This window comes from Roseobacter weihaiensis, from assembly GCF_020622345.1.
Taxonomy (GTDB): Bacteria; Pseudomonadota; Alphaproteobacteria; order Rhodobacterales; family Rhodobacteraceae; genus Roseobacter; species Roseobacter weihaiensis.
Window position 1 is genome coordinate 1 of sequence record NZ_JACNMO010000002.1, and the last position, 18,773, is coordinate 18,773.

Here is an 18,773-nt window from a genome sequence, read left to right on the forward strand (position 1 = left end):
CTCAAAAAAAGCATGTTCGACGGTGGGGGCGACCACGAATGAGGTACCCTGCATCAGAAAAGCTTGAGATCATCCGGCTGGTCGAGGAAAGCCATCTATCTGCCCGTCGGACATTGGCAAAACTGGGCATCCCCCGGACGACGTTCTATCGCTGGTATGATCGGTATTTGCAGCGGGGTGAGGCTGGCCTTGAAGATCAATCTCCCAATCCAAAGCACGTCTGGAACCGTGTGCCAACAGAAGTGAAGCATAAGGTCGTCAAGCTGGCGCTGCAGGAGACGGAACTGTCACCGCGCGAGCTGGCGGTGACGTTCACGGATCAAGAACGCTACTTTGTCTCGGAAGCCACCGTCTATCGCACGCTCAAGGCGCATGACCTGATCACCAGTCCCGCCTTCATCGTGCTCAAGGCAGCCAATGAGTTCAAAGACAAAACAACAGCCATCAACCAACTCCCCCTCTCATCGCCGCAAGCGGCGACTGCCGGGCAGCGGGCAAACGGACTTCACCTATATCAAAGTGTTGGGATGGGGCTGGTTCTATCTCAGTACAGTCCTCGATGATTACAGCCGCTACATCGTCTCATGGAAGCTTTGCACAAACATGCGGGCCGAAGACGTGACGGACACGCTGGAACTCGCGTTGCAGGCATCGGGCTGCGATCAGGTTCACGTCGCTCATAAGCCGCGGCTGCTCAGCGACAACGGTTCAAGTTACGTCTCGGGCGACTTGGCCGTATGGTTGAAAGACAAAGGCATGAAGAACGCGCGCGGCGCGCCATATCATCCCCAAACGCAGGGCAAGATCGAGCGTTGGCACCAAACGTTGAAAAACCGCATTTTGCTTGAAAAATACTTTCTGCCCGGCGATCTTGAAGCCCAGATCGCTGCCTTCGTCGACCACTACAATCACCGGCGCTATCACGAGAGCATCAACAACGTCACACCCGCTGACGTCTACTTAGGGCGTGACAAAGCCATTCTGAGACAACGCGAAAGGATCAAACGGAAGACACTCAAGGTCCGCCGCTTGCATCACCGCCAGCACGCTGCATAATCAAACCAACAAGATGAGCCAAACTCTCTCTTAGTTTAGACCGCCATCGGTCCCAAAAACCCTGACGACGGACACGTACAGTTTATTTCTGCTGAAATATTAGCATTGGCACGTTATTGGCAAACGGATACTCCGCACTTGTCGCGTATATCGTGAGCGACAGCTGTAGGACACAAACCCCTGTCAGAACTTACGCAGCACAAACGGTCGATACTGGTGAAAAACTCGACCCTTATCTGACGAGGCCATGGGCCTTCGCGAACGGGTCCCAGTCTTTGTCTTTGTGCCAGTCGTATTCGCTTCAAATTGCAACCTTTTCGGCTGTCTCGTGATCGTGCATGAGCGCGATAGCTCCCAGAGCCATATCCGCCCCGGCTGAGACGCCGGATGAGGTTATGAACTTGCCGTCTTCGACCCATCGAGCTTGTTTCACCCAATCAACTTTGGGGTATTGATCCGCGATTGTGGTGAATGCCGCCTTGTTTGTCGTTGCACGCCGTCCATCCAAAAGGCCCGCGCCTGCAAGTAGCAGACTGCCAGTGCACACGCTCAAGACATACTCCGCCGGTTCTGACGCGGTCTTAATCCAATCCAAGAGAGCCGTGTTATTCACCTCGCGGCGCGTTCCCATGCCTCCGGGAACGACCAAGACATCGAATTGAGCTGCATCTTTGAACGTCACGTCCGGGTTAGCGCGCACCTGCTGATTACTTGAAACGGGTTCGAAGGTCTCTGCAACCAGCTGGAGGTCGAAATCATCTTTGAGCAGCCCGAACATCTCAAGCGGCCCGTACAGACCGAGCAGCTCAAAGCCTGGAAAAATCAACGCTCCAACACGTCGCATAGCGGTCCCTCAAATACCTTCTCATTTATCGCATGCTATCGGTGCTCAGGCGCTTGATCCACCAGCAAATGATTGATTCACTAGCTACATCTGTAGGGAGGATCAGGCGATGATGGGACGGTTGGAAACACAGGAAAACCTGTTTTATCAGTTCCGGATCGCGGATCACGTCCCCCAAGATCACCTGCTGCGCCGGATTGACTGGTTGCTGGACTTTGACGCCATTCGACATGAGCTGGCTGACCTTTACAGACACACGGGCCGCCCGTCCGTCGATCCCGAGCTGATGCTGCGCATGCTGCTGGTCGGGTATCTTTATGGCATCCGATCCGAACGGCGGCTGGTCGAAGAAGTGCACCTCAATCTGGCATATCGGTGGTTCTGCAAGTTGGGGCTGGAGGGCCGTGTGCGAGACCGCTCGACGTTCTCGAAGAACCGGCACGGCCGTTTTGCAGATGGCGACATCATGCGCAGTCTGTTCGAAAGTGTTGTCGAGAAATGTGTGGGTTTCGGCTTTGTCGGCGGGGCTGACGCCGCCATCGATGGCAGCGCTATCAAAGCGGATGCCAATATGGATCGCAAGGATGCGCCGCAGGAGATTGAGAAGCTGTGGTCCGGCAAGGAACAAGTGCAACGCCCCGTAGCAGAGTATCTGGCCAAGCTGGCCGATACAGATGAGACAGCACCGCCCGGACCAAAGAAGAAGCCGCCCAAATACCTGTCAGAGACTGATCCAGAGGCCGCCTGGTCTCTGAAAGACGGGCCCGGGCGCTTCAGCTATGAGACTAACTACCTGATCGACACCGATCACGGGATCATCATGGATGTCGAGGCAACGCCCGCGCGCCTTTCACAAGAAATCATTGCAACCAAAACAATGCTGGAACGCAGTGCGAAACAGCATGACTTTCAGCCCGACCGGATCGCGGCGGACGGATCATACGGCACGGGCTCCTTTCTGGCATGGCTGCTCAAACGCAATGTCACGCCGCACATTCCCGTGCTGGACCGTAAGCATCAAACGAATGGCAAATACGACATCAGCCACTTCCAGTGTGATGCAGAACGGTACAGCTTTACCTGTCTTGAGGGGCACGAGATGCCATTGCGGCGGATCAAGAAAGCCGACCGGATCAAAAGCTACTTCGCCAGCAAGGAAACCTGTGGCGCATGTCCGATCCGAAAGGCTTGCACCGACGCGCCATTCCGAACGGTCACGCGGCACATGGATGAAGATGCGCGCCAGACCGTCCGCGATCTGAAACACACATGGCAAAACGATGAGAGCCGACGACGACGGAAGAAAGTCGAGATGTTGTTCGCCCACTTGAAACGACATCTCGGCCTCAGAGGCCTCAAAGGAGCCAAAGAAGAATTTCTCCTCGCAGCGACCGCACAGAACCTAAAACGTCTTGCCAAAATGGTTCCAAGTTGAGGGGCACAGCCATCCCCACACGACCAGCCAAAAACACTAGCTTTGCCCGCATTCAAAGCGGGTCGGGAAGCCATGGCTAGCCCAAACACAACATCTGGTATGGCGAGTTTTTCACCTAAATCCGTCGTTTGCGCCGGTGACACAAACGTATGAGTTTTGGCAGATACTTCGCCGACCCTGAGATCGGGTTTGTGCGCAAATTGACAAGGCTCCGGGGATCACAGACTCTGCTAGGATGAGTGATCAAGAAATAAGGACGCATTGGATTTCTACGTCCGGTTGCGAAGGCGGGGACGGCGACAAAGGTGCGCGTTTCCCTTACTGGAGCTTTTCAAAAACCGCGATTGCGATCTGCGCACTCAAGTTGGTCGAAGCACAAGTCTTGACTTTAGATGCGTTGCTCGAAGATCAACCATTCACGCTTCGCCAGCTACTCGGTCATACTTCTGGCCTCCCTGACTATGGGTCACTCAGAGAATACCACGCGGCTGTTGCGCGAGCAGATGAACCTTGGTCGCACGAACAGTTGCTTGATGCAACGCTGGCGCAAGGCATGCTGTTCGCGCCGGGTGACGGTTGGTCATATTCCAACATCGGTTATCTGCTCACACGAGGTTTGATCGAACAGAAAACGGGAAAGCCTCTTGGTGATGCCATTTCCGATATGATTTGCAAGCCGTTGGGTTTGGAAAGCGTCACGTTTTGGGACAGTCTTGAACAATCGGCTGCACTGCATTGGGATGCTGCAACTGGCTATGATCCGGGGTGGGTATACCATGGCTGTCTAATTGGATCGGCTTCGGACGCATCACGCTTGCTGCATGTTCTCTTCTCAGATGATTTGCTTAGATCGGACACGCTGGCGGAGATGCTGCACAGACGGTCGCTCGGTGGTGCCATTCCCGGTCGCCCATGGGCAGAATGCGGGTATGCCTTGGGTCTGATGTCCGGTGAGATTAGCGGGGCGGGACGAGCTGTCGGACATTCTGGCGGAGGACCATTCAGCGTAAATGCAGTCTATCACTATCCTGACCTAGCCGATCCGATGACGATTGCCTGTTTCACAGGTGGGACAGATGAAGGGGTGGCGGAGTTTGCCGCCGCAGAACTAGCAAATCGACAGTGATGGGTTCGTCCCACACAACGGACATAAACCCCCTGCCAATACCTATGCGGCACAAAGAGTCGATTTTGTTGAAAAACTCTGGTTATCGTGGAAATAGCTGAAAAACTTGCCCATAGAAAGCCGTTCTGGAAATTCGTCGAGGGGGTCGGCCTAAGACCAGAGTTGGCAATATCTGAGGCTCTCAGAGGCCTAACCGGACACTCAGTTCCAATTTGGCTGCTGCAACGGTTTCTGGCAGAAAAATGCCATTGTTAGACTTACGAGTTTTTCAACAGAATCAGTCCTTTTTGTCCAAGCGGCGGTGAGCGCCAAAATCGCTAAAAAGTTCGTGGACACAAACCATTGGCAAAAAGGGAATACGCGCGCTTCTTTATGCTTCGGCGGCAGGCTATCGCCTCACAAAGTGTCAATATGAGGACAGATCGCGCGTGCGGACGGTGAGATCGATTGGCCTGCTCCAGACGGACCTGGCGGTTTAAATCAAAGCGGCACACCCTGCCTGCAAAGCCCCACAAGCGGCCGTACCTTTGCCCCATCTCCTCTGGCTTTTGCTGCTTGACGGCCATATCCGATCCGCTGGTTCCCAACCATACCTGCGGGCAGCTTCGCCGGTTAGGACAGTCCGCTGCCGCCAGCACGAGCAGCTCCTGGACCCTGTCATGCCCCAAATGCGCCCAGCAGTTTTTCAAAACGACGGTCACGCCGCAGGGATGCGAGCGCCGGGTCGCGCCGGGCCCATCTGATGTTGCGAAAACCGCCGTCGATGGCTTGTTCCAGACGCTCAAAGCCGGCACTGACTTCACCAAGCCAGCCCAGCGTCGCAACGTTGTAGTAGGTGACGCGCCCGCCGTCTTTCTCATATTGCTCCAGCGCCTCGATCGCATCGGAACGGCGACCGGCACGCGCCAGCATCGAGCTTTTGATATTCTGCGCCCGCAGCTCCGCAGGATCCTGCAGGTCGTATCGCGCCAGACGGGCAAGTCCCTGTTGCGCAGCCCGGATACTCCCCGCAATGTCACCATTTGCCGCACGCGCGCCAGCGGCGAGATAGTGCGGGCGGTAATCGTGGGGCTTGAGTGCGGCCGCAACCTTTGCAACCCGTGCTGCCCTCGCCATATCGCCGCCCGCATAAAGGGCGCGGGCCAGGAGCAGGTGACATTCCGGATCTTTCGGATCCAGCAGAATGGCCTGCGAAAAATTGCGGCACGCGCCTGCCATGTCCCCTGCGGCATCGCACAGCGCGCCGCGCGCCATATGTCCGGTGGCAAGGTCGGGCCGCAGCTCAATGGCCCGATCCGCAGCGGCGACGGCATGTTGGAGATCATCGAACCCTTCGGGCGCATAAAGCCGGCAATCTGCCGCGCTGAGTGCATATTCAGCCTGGATCAGGGCGAAGTCAGGCACCATCTTCGCCGCCTCGACACAGAGCTCGAGGGCCCTGTTCGCGGCCCATTCTCCAGATTTCTCGCGGATCATTCGGGCCTCATCACAGGTGAGCCGCGCCTCGATGACGTTCAGTGAGTGATCGTTGTCCAGTCGCGTGGTGCTCTGTGTTTGGGGTGTGCCAGCGATGGCGGAGAGGGCGAGGCGATAGCCTGTCTTCTGCACGGTCTGAATCGGGCCGCTGCCACGTCCGGATTGGCCAAAGGCCCGGCGCAGTTCGGCCACCGCGCGGGTCAGACTTTCATCGCCGACATAGACATCCGGCCAGACGCTTGTCAGCAGGTCATCGCGGGAAACGGGCTGCGGCGCAACCTGTGCGAGGATTTCCAGCAGGGCGGCGGTTTTCGGCCTAAGCGTGACCCGATCTTTGCCACAGGACAACCGACGCAGCGCCACATCGAAGGTCCACGGGCCAATGACCAGGCGGTTGATTGAGGTGTTTCGGGCGGCATCCATGGCAGTACCTTTCGAAAAACATCAGAAAAATAGGAGAAAACGTTCAGGATCAGCGCATCCTGTGACGTCATGCTTTGGCTATTGAGACTTTAATTTACCCGACGATACGCTGCCTTCAAAACATTGATGGCGCCGAGGTCGACAGGAGGCTTGATGGCGCGATTTTTTTATGTTCTTTCCCGTGCCCGCGCGACGATCAACCCCAGCGCATGGCGGGACAAGAACACGCTGCGCACCCAGCGTCCAAGCCCGCCCAGTCCGGTGCGGTCCCTTGAGACCCTGCCTGACAGGTTGGCGTTTGATCGCTCCGATTGGGTGGCGACATGGTCCGATCCGCGCAATTGCGCCACCAGCGCCTGCGGCACGATCCGGGCCACCTCGGCCGAGGGGCATCTGCGCTGGCTGGTGCGCCAGTCAGGGCTGAACCGGGTCTGTCATTCCCGCGAACCACAGGTCGATGCGGCCATTGCCGATGCAGAGCACGGCTGGCAACGGCGACGCGTTCAGCAGGGGCTGAAGCCGCGTGTACGGGCAATTGTCGCGGATGTGCGCAGGCTTGGTATCTCGAGGTTCCGGTCTTATCCGGGCCGGTTGTTTGGGTGGTTTTTCGCCATCGACCGGCAGGTGGGCTTTGTGCTCTGGGAAGCGCATCTGCGCGCTACCGGCGAGACCCGGGAAAGGCAGCAGCAGGCCCAGGGCCGCATCCTGGGCGCAATACAAGGGGGGCGGGTCCTCCTAGACGACAGTATCCGGCACGACAGGTCCTAAACAGCGGTCCCGGGCCGCAAGTTGTGAAGAGTGTAAATGGTATGAGTTTTTCTCCAGACGGTCTGTCTGACCGCGTGATCGCCAAGGCGTCATCGGGGTTTTATCGGGGGTTCAATCGGTCGGTGACTTTGGGGGCGCTGGGGTCTGCAATGGCACTGATCTTTTGGATTGTCCTGCGACCTGAATGTGCGATGGCCGCCCTGGCGAGCGGCAAGTCTCTGATGCTCGACCTGTTCCGCGGGTGGTTCGTCTATGCCACGGGTGGATTTGTGGTCTTTTGCCTCGGTGTTGCAGCCCTGCCGATCGCAGGCCGGCTCCGCCTGGGCAAAGACACCGAAACACCCCAGTTTTCGGTCGGCTCCTGGCTGTCGATGATGTTCTGTGCCGGGATCGGTGCGGGTGTGCTGATCTACTCTGTCAGCGAACCGCTTGCGCATTTTGCGATGAATCCGCAGGTCATCAACGGCACGGTAGAGGCCCATTCCGAGGCCAACGCCTCAGTCGCGCTGGCCTACACCTACCTGCATTGGGGGTTGTCGGCATGGGCGTGTTACACCGTGCTGGGGCTGGCGATTGCGCTTTACAGCTATCGGTACGGGATGCCCCTGACCGTCCGAACCGCGCTGGGGCCCCTGCTGGGCAAATCCTACGGGGGGCTGATCGGCAACTGCGTCGACATATTCTCGATTTTCGCCATCGTTGTCGGCATCGCGACGACCCTTGGCTACGGCGTTGCCCAGTTCGTTTCGGGCGCCCACAGCGTGACGGGTCTTTCTGTGCTGGTCTGCGACGCGGGGCGACCCGCGCTGATCTGGCAACTGGCCGCCCTGGGACTCGTTGGGGTGATCGCGACGGGGTCGGTCATTTTGGGTGGGATCAGATGGCTATCGGTCCTCGCGGCATGGCTCTTTTTCGTGGTCTTAACCTGTTTCGTGCTCGTGGGCGAGTTCCACAGCAGCCTGGGGCGGTTTGGTCAGTCCGTCTGGACCTACATCATCAGCCTGCCGCAAGCCTCGGTTTTCCTGGCAGCATCAGATCAGAACCGGAACAGCACCGAGATGGTCGCCTGGCAGACGGACTGGACGATCTTTTACTGGACATGGTGGATCGCCTTTGCGCCCTTTGTCGCCCTGTTTCTGGCAAGGGTCTCGCGCGGGCGCAGCCTGCGGACATTCATCCTGGGCTGCATGTTCACACCGGTGGGGATTTGCACGGTCTGGTTTGCCTATGTGGGAGGCGCCGCTTTGGATGTGCAACTGGATCTGGATGCCATGACGGATTTGATGGAGGTTCCGATTTCCGCCCAGATCTATGAGACCATCCGGCAGGTGGCGCCCCCGGCGCTTGCGACCGTCTGGAATGCGCTGGTCACGCTGCTGCTTTTGCTTTTGCTTGTCACGACCCTCAGCGCTGCGATGATTGCGATCAACACGATCTCGGCGGCGGGCGATGAAACACGCCGCGTGCCCTCTCATATCTGGCTCTGGGGCGGGGTTATGACGGTGATGATCGGATGTCTCGTTGCGGCAGGCGGGACCGGTTCGATCCGCGATGCAATGATCATCGGGGCCCTGCCGTTTTCATTTATCATTGCTCTGTCCGGCATCAGCACGATACTTTCAATTGTTTTTGAGACCCGCCGTCGCGCCTGTCCGGCGCGTCGGTGAAAAGCGGGGCGGGAGCTGCCCGATCTGGGCGCGCCCGATGCCCCAATGAAATGCCGACGTTAACTACTTTTAGGCTCAAAGAGGAGTTTGGTTATGCTTAGAATTTCACTCAGCCAATGGCAGGCCTTCGTCGCCACCGAAGAACAGGGCAACTTCCGAAAGGCGGCTGAGGACCTGAACAAGACGCAGTCTGCCATCGCCCATTCGGTTCGGAAGATGGAAGATACGCTGGGCCACCAGCTTTTCTCCATCCATGAGCGCGAAGCCCGGATCACGCGGGTCGGAAAGCTGTTGCTGCCCCATGCGCGCACCGTGCTGGAGGACGCGCGGAAAGCGGAAAGCCTGTGCAACCTGACATGCATGGAATGTGAGGAAGGGCAGGGTAAGCTTGCCATCGCGGTCACGACAGCCTTTCCCACCAACGTCTTGCTCGGAATCATGGAGGACGTGTCGCAGCTCTACCCTGATCTGAGCTTCGAGTTTCATGACATAGAGGGAAAGGCCGCCGAGGATCTGCTTTCCAAGGGCCATGTTCGCATTGCGATTGATGTGGGCTCCGCCCGGATGGAGGCGGTCGAAACGCTGGGGCCGGTGCCATTTCTCTATGTCGCCGCCCCTCAGCACAAGCTGGTGGGTCGGTCCCGTATCCGCCCCCAGGATCTGATGTGGCACCGGCAGATCATTGTGCGGGACTTTGCGCATCAGGAGCATGCTCTGTCCAACAGCAGGCAGTGGAACACCACACATTTCTGGCGCGCCAAGGAACTGCTGCTTGAGGGGGATGGGTACGCCTGGCTGCCCCTGCATCTGGTGCAGGAAGACATCGCGGCGCGGAAACTCTGCAAGCTCGACGTGGCAGGGGGCGGCACCTCCTCCGTCGATCTGGTGCTGGGTTACCGGGAGTGCGAGGAAACCTGCGAGGTGGTCCTCACATTCGTGTCGATCCTGCGGGATGCGGTAGCGGAATTTTCCTGCCTCAATGACGCGCCGCCGGTGCAGCGCAAAACGGGGACTTAACCGACGCAAGCTATTGGCAGATTGTCGCCCCATCAATCGCGCGGTCCCCTCATTCAGGTGAGGGAACCGCAAAGATGTTAAACCATTTCACTCGTTAAGTCTCTGGGGAGAGATATTTCGTTCGGCGCCGCCGCAGCAGACCCAGAAGCCCCAATCCGCCGATCATCAGTGCTGCTGCAGGGGGCAGTGGGATTACTGTTGGCCCAACCGGGGGCTCACCAGGCCCCGGCCCCACTGGACCGCCGCCCAACACATCGGCGACATTGACTGGGGTGTCGAGGATGTCAGCCCCAAGCCAGTTGTTGGTCACAAAGGTCACGATGGGATCGCCGCCTGGAATCGGTACGAAGAGCGACGACTCGGCCTCGTAGGTGGCGGCAATCGATTCAATCTGGCTGTAGTCGTCGCTGAAGTTCACGAAGAAATTGAAGAAGGTCTGAACCGTCGTCCCCTCATTGGCCGGTGTGACGGTCTCAAGCGTATTCAGCCAGGCAAACTGGTCGTTGAGGACTGGCTGTGGGTTGAATACACCGCTGCTGCGCGAGGGCCATTGGATCTCGTCCCCGTCGTAGTCGACCATCTGCACGTTGACAGTGCCTTCATTCGTGATGCTCTCCGTATTGGGCGCCCCGGCAGAGACCATGACGTCGCGGCCAATCACCGGCGGTGTTGGCTGGTCACGAACCGGGGGGGGTGGTGCAAAGTTGGGATCGAAAGGGGAGCCGGCAACGGGAATGCTGATCTGGTAATCGGTCCGTTCTCGCGCAGGCTGGGTCTCGGAACCCGGTGTCCAGGACAATTGGCCGCTGAATCTGACCATATCCCCATCCAAAGAGATCGTTGCCGCCCACGCCGTTGTACTGGCGGAAAAAAGCCCAACGGCCAGTCCGATCATTGGTCTGTAAACAAACTTCATAATGACTTCTCCTGCGATCAAGGTTCTAAATGTTTTCCGGGCGGCTCATTTCCGGACCAACCGCACATGGCGTTGGCAAAGAGGTACCGCTCAGTCATTTTCTAGCCCGTCGTCGCCGAAACAAACAAACGAGGAAAGTTCGCGTATGACACGAATTCTTTTCTTGGATCGCCCTGCGTTGCACCCCGATTTGGTGAAGGAGATCCCTGCAGGCCGGATCCTTCAGACTGCGAAAGCTTTCCGGTACAATTTGGAGTTTGTTGCTTCCTCACGGTCATGGGTGCGGTTGAAAGGATCGCCGCAGCCGCTGTCGCGCGTCGGCATGACAGACACTGGCTTCAGAGTTTGAATGTCGAAACCGGTGAGCAGGGGTGCATCCCGGACTTGGCTTGCGGTTGAACCTTCAGCGTTGGACTATAGATCCACAGCCAATGTCTTGCGTGCATGAAAGGCGCGGGGATCAAAACGTTTTGCAGGGGCAGGTATTGAGTTCGGAGCAGCAATCAATTGACCAGGTTTGAACCTACCGGAGGACTTTTCGGGCAAGGCCCGCTTCACCCCAAGCAAATCAGGCTCCTGGCGTTTGGTGGTGCTCTCTTCATATTGATGTCTTTTGTCGTTCCGCCCCTCTCGCAGACCATCGCGTTTCCCTATGGCTACGTCGCAATTCTGGCGATCTATTGGATCTGCTATTGTATTCCTGCGGCCATCCTTTTCGCTGGAAAGAGCCCACCGGTGTCAGCGAGGCTTTCGGGGGCCCGGTGGTTTGTGATTGCGGGTGCCTTGGCGCTGCCGGTCCTTGTTTTCTGGGCTGCGGGAACAGGTCATGCTGTGTCCGGACACGTCGAATTCGTCGTTTTGGCCATCTTGGTGGGGGCGATCAATGGCCCCTTGGAAGAGTTTGCGTGGCGGCGGCCTTATAGATCGAATTCATTTGGAAGCTTCGGTTTTGAAGGTGTGGGCCTGTTGATGTTCACGCTTTGGCACGTTCCCTTGTTGTATTATGCAGGTGTATCATACGATTTCGGTGCAATTGGTTTGCTTGGCGGGGCCTTCGCGATGGGGTTTATCTGGCTAAAGCTCACAAGGGTGAGCGGATCGGTTGGCTGGCCGGCTGTCAGTCATGCCTTGGTGAACGCGGCGGCGTTTATTCCCTTTTTCCAATCCCTCCAGAATTGACGGACGTCCCAAGGTGCGGCCGGTCAATATCGTCCGCGGAATTATGTCAGTCGGTTCGTGCAAGAGATCTATTGAGGAAATCCGGTCGCGAATTTGATCGGGGCGCGTTCGGATGCGAAATCCTTGATGGCGCATTTTAAGGGAAAACTCACCGATACCAGATCAAAACCGTGAACTTGGTGTTGCGATTTTCCGACAGAAGTGGAACCTGTGAAAGAAATTGCAGAAACAAAGGAGAGACAACCGCAGTGCGGTGGTGAAAGCCTGACCTGCAGCGATGACAGAATGCGGGTTGATCCTGCCATCATTGCTGTCATCCTTGCAGTGTCTTGATTTTGCCGCAGGCTTTCGTCAGCTCACTCTGAGCCAGGTCATCATTCCGCCGGCCGAGTGCTCCAGCATATGACAGTGCAGCAGCCAGTCCCCCGGGTTATCCGCAACGAAAGCGATCTCGGCTGTTTCGTTCCGGTCCATCAGCAGCGTATCGCGCAACGGTCCTCGCGATCCATCCGCGCCGATCTGCCGGAAGTGATTTCCGTGCAGGTGCATGGCGTGCGGCCAGGCGGTTTCGTTTCGCAGTGTGATGCGCACCGTCTCGCCGCGTTTGGCTTCGACCAGCGGTGTCTCTGGCATGTCAGCCATCCCGTTGAAGGCCCAGACCTTGCCGACGGCGGCCATCTCGCGCATGCCCGTCATGCGCCCGTCCATCATGTCACCGCGCATGCCTCCCATGGCGCCACCTTCCATGATGAGCGTGGCTTGTCGCGCCCCGTCCAAAGGCCCAAGTGGGGTGACCGGATTGCCGGGCAGAGCGTCGGGGCGTTCAAGTCTGACGGTGCGGGCGGCCCCGGTCACGGGGAAACTGGCAAGCGCGTAGCCGCCGTCACGCTCTTGGCTGATCAGAAAAGCTTCGGCGCCTTCCTTGGCCGTAACATCCACGATGAGATCAGCGCGCTGTGCGGGGGCAAGGGTGAGCTTGACCAGGGGGCGAGGGACCTCCAGCGGCATACCATCAAGGGCTATAACCCACCCCTCCAGACCTTGCGATTGAAGGGAAAAAATGCGTGCATTGGCAGTATTCACAAGCCGCAGGCGCATACGGGCATGGCGCGGGGTCGGGCGCGACCAAGCGGCCGCGCCGTTCACTGTGATCCAGTTGCCGATCCGTCCGGCATGGGCCCAGTCCATCATGCTGCCAAAACCACCGGCAATCTGGGCGTCATCGTTCAGACGCCAGTCATCGATCAGCAGAACCTCGTCAGCGTCGACCTCGGGCCCGTCTTGGGGTTCCTCAACGATCAGTGCCCCGTATAAACCCCGGGCCATCTGCTCCCAGCTACGATTGTGCGGGTGATACCAGTAGGTGCCCGCGTCAGGCACCGTGAAGTCATAGAGAAAACTGTCGTCTGGCGCGACTGCGGGTTGGGTCAGACCCGCTACCCCGTCCATGGCATTGGCGATCCGTATCCCGTGCCAGTGGACGCTGGAGGGCTGGGCTAACCGATTGACAAACCGCCGCGTGATCCGCGTGCCCTGAACTGCGCGGATCACCGGGCCGGGAACGTCACCGTCATAGCCCCAGATTGGCGTTTCCGGGTAGGACGCGGGTGCCAATTGCACAGATCCCGGTCGGGCGATCAGATCGACCGGATTGCTTGCCTTGGCGGTCATCGGATGCAATGCCGACGCGCCGGCCAGGGCTGTCAACCCTCCGGAAAACTGCCTGCGTGTTACGTGTCTCATGCTCGCCCCTCCCGGGTGATGATGTGAAGATGGACAACCGGCGGGTGGGCCCTGTCGGTTGTTGCAGTTCCGCTTGCCCGGTTCGGGGCACTGACGGTGCTGAGCGCTGCCGTGACGAGGAGAACTGCGAAAAGAAAGGCCGCCTCAATCCGCAAAGCGCGGCCCATACGTGCTGCGGCACCAGGCGCGCGCTGTCGCAGGGCGGGGGTCAGCTGCAGCTTGTTCCGGGCTGCCAATCCCAGCACGGCGGCGAAAAGGACAAGCTTTATCATGAAGAACTGCGTGTAGGAATTTGCATCTGCTTTAAAAATATCTTCCGTCAAAAACATCAGGGTTGCAAGCCCGGCGAGAAAGAGACCTGCGACAACCCAAAGCGTGGTCGCATAAACCATTGCCTTGACGCAGATTGACAGCCAAGTGATGCCGTTCGCCGATACGAGCGCGTCCAGCATTATCGGCTACTCGGTCACTTCGAAGGAAAACGCGCCTTGCATCGGGTGGCCCTCATCTGCCAGTCCGCGCCATTACACCTTGTAGCGCCCGATTGACAGATTCGGGGGGGCGCGGTGAACATTCTGACGGGCTGCATGTTGTCGCTTCGCCTCCCCCACCTTGATCTCTGCCAATGCGCCCAGCGGGATATGTGCAGGTGCCGCCTTGCGCGTGCCTGTGGCCGGTTGACCCTGTACCTGATTGGGAGCGGGCTAGGGGAGCGCCAGTTGCCCCTGTGCGTGCCCACAGTGGCCCCACTAACCGCCCCGGTGATAGATCATCAGCGCCCAGGTTGGACCTGTGCGGCCCTGCCCAGCGTCTCCAAGCACCTGCACCACATCTTGTACCATGTTCCTGAAAACTGATGGGACGTGCTCAGTGTCGTAGCTGTGGGCATCGCTTCGCCGGCCACCACGATCAACGTCGTCTTTGCCGCCGAAGGCTTGGCCGTATACCCGACCGAAACCGCCCTGATTGCCGTGCCGCTCTACACCGTCACCGCGACGGATCGTGCCCGCACTTTATAAGTCTGTCGCAGCACCTACGCTGTCGCCGCCTGACAAAGGTTTCCTCCGTGCTAAGGGTAACTGACCCCAGTTTGCGTTCACCGACGCAGCCGGGGTTTCTTTTACTTAAATATCTCTCCCGTATCCGCGTTTAAATATAGGCGGTTGGCGACCGTCGCGCCGCCGCAGTAAGTGAAGTAGATAGGTTGACTGCGATGACTGGAAGACTTCACCCAACCGCCCATGTCGCGAAAGTCGCGTTCGGTGCAGTGGCGCTGCGAGATAAGCGATTGGGTCGCTTCCACAAACGCGGTTCGGTATCGTGCGAAGTCGTCGGACCCGGCCACCAATTCTTCAATCCCCGACGCACCCGCAGCTGGATCAGGTGGGCGGGTTTTCGATAGGTATTCAACCGAAGCCCATTCGGCGAACTGCCCGTCAGTAATCCCGTTCGCAGGATCGCAAGCGGCGTTGCCTGTATCGACGTATTCGCTTCGACCGCCGACGCACGACGCGTCATAGGGCTGCGTTATCCGTGCCCACCTGTCGCGTTCTTCATGCACGGTCACCTCTTCGCGGAAGAACAATTGCCCGACGACACCGCAGCTTTCTGACGGGCACGTGCGGCGGTTCAACCGTTCGGAAGTGACCCAAAGCCGTTCGTTGCCTTCGGGTGCAGCCCAACGGCGTTCATTCACTTCCGGCAGGGCGGTTTCCGTAGGTCCCGGCGACGGCCCAAGGGCGCCGATAAGGATGAAGCACGCGAAGAAGGATACCAGCGCAGCCCAACGCCTCTTGAACGGCTTGAACGGATAGATCACCCCGGCCAACGACACGACCGAAGCAAGCACCAATATCACAACAATCGCAGAATTCTCGTCCAAGTCTCTGTTCTCGTTAACGATGCAGGGGTTCCACCGTAGCACGCATAGCATGTTTGTGTAGCGTTTTACCGGCGAAGCTGGAAATCAACCGACTGCACCGCCTTCGATATGCGGTCACGTCTTCGTGAGTGTGCAAGGTGCTTTCCGGCGTCCGCTAGCCCTCAACAACCATGGCATTATAGAATTTACAGAAATTCAGCCTTGTGGCTTTATGAGATCAATTCAGATACTTAAAGGGGGAGAGTGGCAGCCCGTAGGGGAATCGAACCCCTCTTTCCAGGTTGAAAACCTGGCGTCCTAACCGATAGACGAACGGGCCACAAAGGTCGTGAGCGGTGATTATGCAATCCGGGCTGGCGGCGCAAGCGGAAATTTCAGGCAGGCGGCAGAAATTTCATGGGCCCTGGGATCAGGCTTCAGTCGCGTCTTCGAGGCGCAGTTGCACGCTTTGACGTCCGCGCCATGTATTGATATCGAGGCGCCCGGCAAGGTGGAACCGCGCCCCGCCATGCGCCTCAAGTGCCGGGCCTAGTGCGGTGTCGAACGCCCCGAAACAGATCGCGTCCAGGGTCGCTTTGCCATCGCTGAAGCTGATTTTGAGATGGTTTTCGCCGACGCGTTTGGCAAAGCGGATTGCCATATCGGCAAAGACATAGCGCGGGGCAGGGGCGGCGGCCCCATAGGGGCCTGCTTGCTCAATCATCTCTGTCAGGTCCACGGTGGCCGCCTGCGGCATCAGCATCCCGTCGACCTTTAATGCAGCGGTCTGCATCTGATGCGCGCCCTGCTTTTCCAAGAGCGCACAAAGACGTTCCATCGCCGCGTCAATCTTGCTTTCTTCGACGGTCAGGCCTGCCGCCATCTTGTGGCCACCACCGGCCAGCAGCAGACCCTCAGCCACCAGCCGCTGGATGGGTTGGCCTAGATCGATGCCGGTGACGGAGCGGCCCGATCCTTTTCCGATGCCTTCCTGGACACCGATCACAATGCTCGGGCGCCCCGCGGTTTCCTTGAGGCGCGCGGCCACGATACCCACCACACCGGGGTGCCAGCCGGGGCCCGCGGCCCAGACCAGAGCCTGATCCATCCCGCGCGCTTCGGCCTGATCCAATGCTGCGGCCCGCACAGCGGCTTCAACTTCGCGGCGTTCCTTGTTGAGCTGTTCGAGCCGTTCGGCGAGGGCGGCGGCTTCATGCGGGTCGTCCGTTGACAGCAGGCGCGCGCCCAAATCGGCTGCACCGATCCGCCCGCCTGCATTGACCCGCGGGCCCAGCACAAACCCCAGGTGATAGGCACTTGGTGCGGTATCAAGCCCCGCCCCATCGGCCAGTGCCGTCAGACCCGGGCGGTTGCGCCGGGCCATCACGGTGAGGCCCTGCCGGACAAAGGCGCGATTGACCCCTGTCAGCGGTGCCACATCGGCAACGGTCGCCAGCGCCACGAGGTCCAGCATCTCCATCAGGTCCGGGCTGGCCTTGCCCTCTTCGCGCAGCAGCCGCCGGGCTTCGACCAGCAGTAAAAAGACGACCGCCGCGGCGCAAAGATGCCCTGCATCACCGTTTTCATCCTGCCTGTTGGGGTTCACGATGGCATGTGCGGGGGGCAGGCTCTCGGCCCCGAGGTGATGGTCCAGTACGATGACATCCGCGCCCTTTGCCGCCGCGATCGGTGCGTGCGAGAGGGTGCCACAGTCCACGCAGAGGATCAGATCATGCTGCTCGGCAAGGCTGGCCATGGCGCTTTCGTTGGGCCCATATCCCTCGTCGATCCGGTCCGGCACATAGAGTGTCGCCCCCAGGCCCATCTGACGCAGCCAGATCAGCAACAGAGCCGCCGAACTGCCGCCATCCACGTCGTAGTCGGCAAAGATGGCGATCCGTTCGCGTCGGGCAACGGCGGCAAGAAACCGTGTTGCGGCCTTGGTCATGTCCTTGAGGCTGCGCGGATCGGGCATCAGATCCCGCAGGGCGGGTGCCAGAAAACGCCGGGCTTCCGCCGCTGGCACACCGCGCCGAGCAAGTACCTGGCAAACGGCGGCGGGCAGGTTGCTCTGTTGCTCCAGCGATTGCGCCGCGCGGGTGGTTTCGACATCGGGCCCGAGCCATTGCCGACCGGTCAGGGAGCTTTCAACGCCAAGAAAACTCATCGCAGCAGGGCAGTTTCGGCTGCATTGGTCCTCGGGTCAGCGGCGCGTCTCACCTGTCTCATCCGTTTTGGGGAGACTCCACCGGCGTGCGGTAATTGATCCGCCGGACCGACCCGGTCTTGGAGCGCATGATAAGCGTCTCTGTCGTCATCCAGCCGGGCTCGCGCCGCACGCTTGGCAGGATGCTGCCGCCGGTGACGCCGGTTGCGGCAAAGATCACGTCTTCGGTGACCATCTCGTCGCGGGTGTAAATGCGGTCAAGGTCGGCGATGCCCGCCTTGCCGGCACGTCCACGCTCGTCATCATTGCGAAAGAGCAGACGCCCGTACATCTGGCCGCCCATACACTTCAGAGCCGCTGCCGCCAGCACCCCCTCAGGCGCGCCGCCGGCCCCCATGTACATGTCGATGCCTGTGGAGGTCTCCGCGCAGTGCATCACACCCGCCACATCGCCATCGGTGATAAGGCGGATCGAGGCACCGGTGCTGCGGACCTCGGCGATCATCTCTTCATGCCGGGGACGTTCGAGGATACAGACCGTGATGTCGGAGGCCGCGCAGCCCTTGGCGCTGGCCAGGGCGTATACGCGATCAGCCGGGGACATCTCCAGCGTGACGACATCAGACGCAAAGCCGGGACCGATGGCGAGCTTGTCCATATAGACATCCGGTGCATGCAGCATCGAGCCGCGCGGCCCCATCGCAATCACCGTCAGCGCGTTGGGCATATCCTTGGCCGTCAGGGTCGTGCCCTCCAGCGGGTCGAGGGCGATGTCCACGCCGGGGCCCTTGCCGGTGCCGACCTCCTCGCCGATGTAGAGCATCGGGGCCTCGTCACGCTCGCCTTCCCCGATCACCACGACGCCTGCGATATCCAGCATGTTGAGCTGTTCGCGCATGGCGTTGACCGCGGCCTGGTCCGCTGCCTTTTCGTCGCCGTGTCCCACCAGCCGGGCAGAAGCAAGAGCGGCAGCCTCGGAGACGCGGGCAAGGCCGAGAGAGAGCATGCGGTCGTGAAATTCGGCAGAGGCGGCCATGGGTCATTTCCTTTTGATGTGTCTTGATTTGATGCTGAGTGGTGTAGCGGCGCGCACCG

The 18,773-nt window shown here is 59.2% G+C and carries 16 protein-coding genes, 1 tRNA gene and 1 pseudogene; 8 read left to right on the forward strand and 10 right to left on the reverse strand.

What is annotated here, in order from left to right; genetic code table 11:
- A pseudogene (locus H7847_RS02275) lies at positions 1-1,056 on the forward strand (IS3 family transposase); the annotation flags it as partial.
- 301 nt (positions 1,057-1,357) lie between these two features.
- Here the strand turns inward: H7847_RS02275 and H7847_RS02280 are convergent.
- On the reverse strand, positions 1,358-1,900 hold the full coding sequence (locus H7847_RS02280) for a DJ-1/PfpI family protein (protein ID WP_227267770.1): 543 nt from the start codon (positions 1,898-1,900) through the stop codon (positions 1,358-1,360).
- Positions 1,901-2,009: 109 nt separating this feature from the next.
- Between H7847_RS02280 and H7847_RS02285 the strand changes: the two genes are divergently transcribed.
- Together H7847_RS02285 and H7847_RS02290 are read left to right on the forward strand one after the other, a co-directional pair.
- The gene (locus tag H7847_RS02285; RefSeq protein ID WP_227267771.1) at positions 2,010-3,335 is read left to right on the forward strand and encodes an IS1182 family transposase; all 1,326 of its coding nucleotides are present in this window, start codon (positions 2,010-2,012) and stop codon (positions 3,333-3,335) included.
- 235 nt (positions 3,336-3,570) lie between these two features.
- On the forward strand, positions 3,571-4,461 hold the full coding sequence (locus H7847_RS02290; RefSeq protein ID WP_227267772.1) for a serine hydrolase domain-containing protein: 891 nt from the start codon (positions 3,571-3,573) through the stop codon (positions 4,459-4,461).
- Positions 4,462-5,118: 657 nt separating this feature from the next.
- Here H7847_RS02290 and H7847_RS02295 read toward each other — a convergent pair.
- A complete protein-coding gene (locus H7847_RS02295) occupies positions 5,119-6,360 on the reverse strand; it encodes a winged helix-turn-helix domain-containing protein (RefSeq protein ID WP_227267773.1) in 1,242 nt (413 codons plus the stop codon).
- 153 nt (positions 6,361-6,513) lie between these two features.
- On the opposite strand from H7847_RS02295, the gene H7847_RS02300 reads away from it, so the two are divergent.
- The 3 genes from H7847_RS02300 to H7847_RS02310 all read left to right on the forward strand — a co-directional run bounded on the left by H7847_RS02300 (position 6,514) and on the right by H7847_RS02310 (position 9,812).
- The gene (locus H7847_RS02300) at positions 6,514-7,128 is read left to right on the forward strand and encodes a hypothetical protein (RefSeq protein WP_227267774.1); all 615 of its coding nucleotides are present in this window, start codon (positions 6,514-6,516) and stop codon (positions 7,126-7,128) included.
- Positions 7,129-7,169: 41 nt separating this feature from the next.
- Positions 7,170-8,795 (forward strand): BCCT family transporter, encoded by a 1,626-nt coding sequence (locus H7847_RS02305; RefSeq protein WP_227267775.1) that lies wholly within the window; start codon positions 7,170-7,172, stop codon positions 8,793-8,795.
- 93 nt (positions 8,796-8,888) lie between these two features.
- Positions 8,889-9,812, forward strand: coding sequence for a LysR family transcriptional regulator (locus H7847_RS02310; RefSeq protein WP_227267776.1), 924 nt, complete (start codon positions 8,889-8,891; stop codon positions 9,810-9,812).
- A gap of 94 nt (positions 9,813-9,906) precedes the next feature.
- On the opposite strand, the gene H7847_RS02315 is transcribed toward H7847_RS02310, so the two are convergent.
- Positions 9,907-10,728 carry a hypothetical protein gene (locus tag H7847_RS02315; RefSeq protein WP_227267777.1) on the reverse strand — a complete coding sequence of 274 codons (822 nt, stop codon included), beginning with the start codon at positions 10,726-10,728 and terminating at the stop codon, positions 9,907-9,909.
- Positions 10,729-11,235: 507 nt separating this feature from the next.
- Between H7847_RS02315 and H7847_RS02320 the strand changes: the two genes are divergently transcribed.
- Complete coding sequence (locus tag H7847_RS02320) at positions 11,236-11,907, forward strand: CPBP family glutamic-type intramembrane protease (protein WP_227267778.1); 672 nt, start codon at positions 11,236-11,238, stop codon at positions 11,905-11,907.
- Positions 11,908-11,975: 68 nt separating this feature from the next.
- Here the strand turns inward: H7847_RS02320 and H7847_RS02325 are convergent, their stop codons facing one another.
- The 3 genes from H7847_RS02325 to H7847_RS02335 are packed head-to-tail and all read right to left on the reverse strand — an operon-like array spanning position 11,976 to position 14,102.
- Positions 11,976-12,224 (reverse strand): hypothetical protein, encoded by a 249-nt coding sequence (locus H7847_RS02325; protein ID WP_227267779.1) that lies wholly within the window; start codon positions 12,222-12,224, stop codon positions 11,976-11,978.
- Between the two features lie 34 nt (positions 12,225-12,258).
- Positions 12,259-13,650, reverse strand: coding sequence for a multicopper oxidase family protein (locus H7847_RS02330; RefSeq protein ID WP_227267780.1), 1,392 nt, complete (start codon positions 13,648-13,650; stop codon positions 12,259-12,261).
- Positions 13,647-14,102 carry a CopD family protein gene (locus tag H7847_RS02335; RefSeq protein WP_227267781.1) on the reverse strand — a complete coding sequence of 152 codons (456 nt, stop codon included), beginning with the start codon at positions 14,100-14,102 and terminating at the stop codon, positions 13,647-13,649. The genes H7847_RS02330 and H7847_RS02335 overlap by 4 nt, the downstream gene beginning before the upstream one ends.
- A gap of 411 nt (positions 14,103-14,513) precedes the next feature.
- Between H7847_RS02335 and H7847_RS02340 the strand changes: the two genes are divergently transcribed.
- Positions 14,514-14,669, forward strand: a complete 156-nt coding sequence (locus H7847_RS02340) for a hypothetical protein (RefSeq protein ID WP_227267782.1) — start codon at positions 14,514-14,516, stop codon at positions 14,667-14,669.
- A 101-nt stretch (positions 14,670-14,770) separates the two neighbouring features.
- On the opposite strand, the gene H7847_RS02345 is transcribed toward H7847_RS02340, so the two are convergent.
- From H7847_RS02345 to glpX, 4 genes are all read right to left on the reverse strand, one after another.
- Complete coding sequence (locus H7847_RS02345) at positions 14,771-15,532, reverse strand: SH3 domain-containing protein (protein WP_227267783.1); 762 nt, start codon at positions 15,530-15,532, stop codon at positions 14,771-14,773.
- Positions 15,533-15,776: 244 nt separating this feature from the next.
- Positions 15,777-15,851 (reverse strand) — tRNA-Glu (locus tag H7847_RS02350).
- A 90-nt stretch (positions 15,852-15,941) separates the two neighbouring features.
- A complete protein-coding gene (recJ, locus tag H7847_RS02355; RefSeq protein WP_227267784.1) occupies positions 15,942-17,678 on the reverse strand; it encodes a single-stranded-DNA-specific exonuclease RecJ in 1,737 nt (578 codons plus the stop codon).
- A gap of 58 nt (positions 17,679-17,736) precedes the next feature.
- Positions 17,737-18,714 carry a class II fructose-bisphosphatase gene (gene glpX / locus H7847_RS02360; RefSeq protein WP_227267785.1) on the reverse strand — a complete coding sequence of 326 codons (978 nt, stop codon included), beginning with the start codon at positions 18,712-18,714 and terminating at the stop codon, positions 17,737-17,739.
- Positions 18,715-18,773 lie beyond the last annotated feature (59 nt).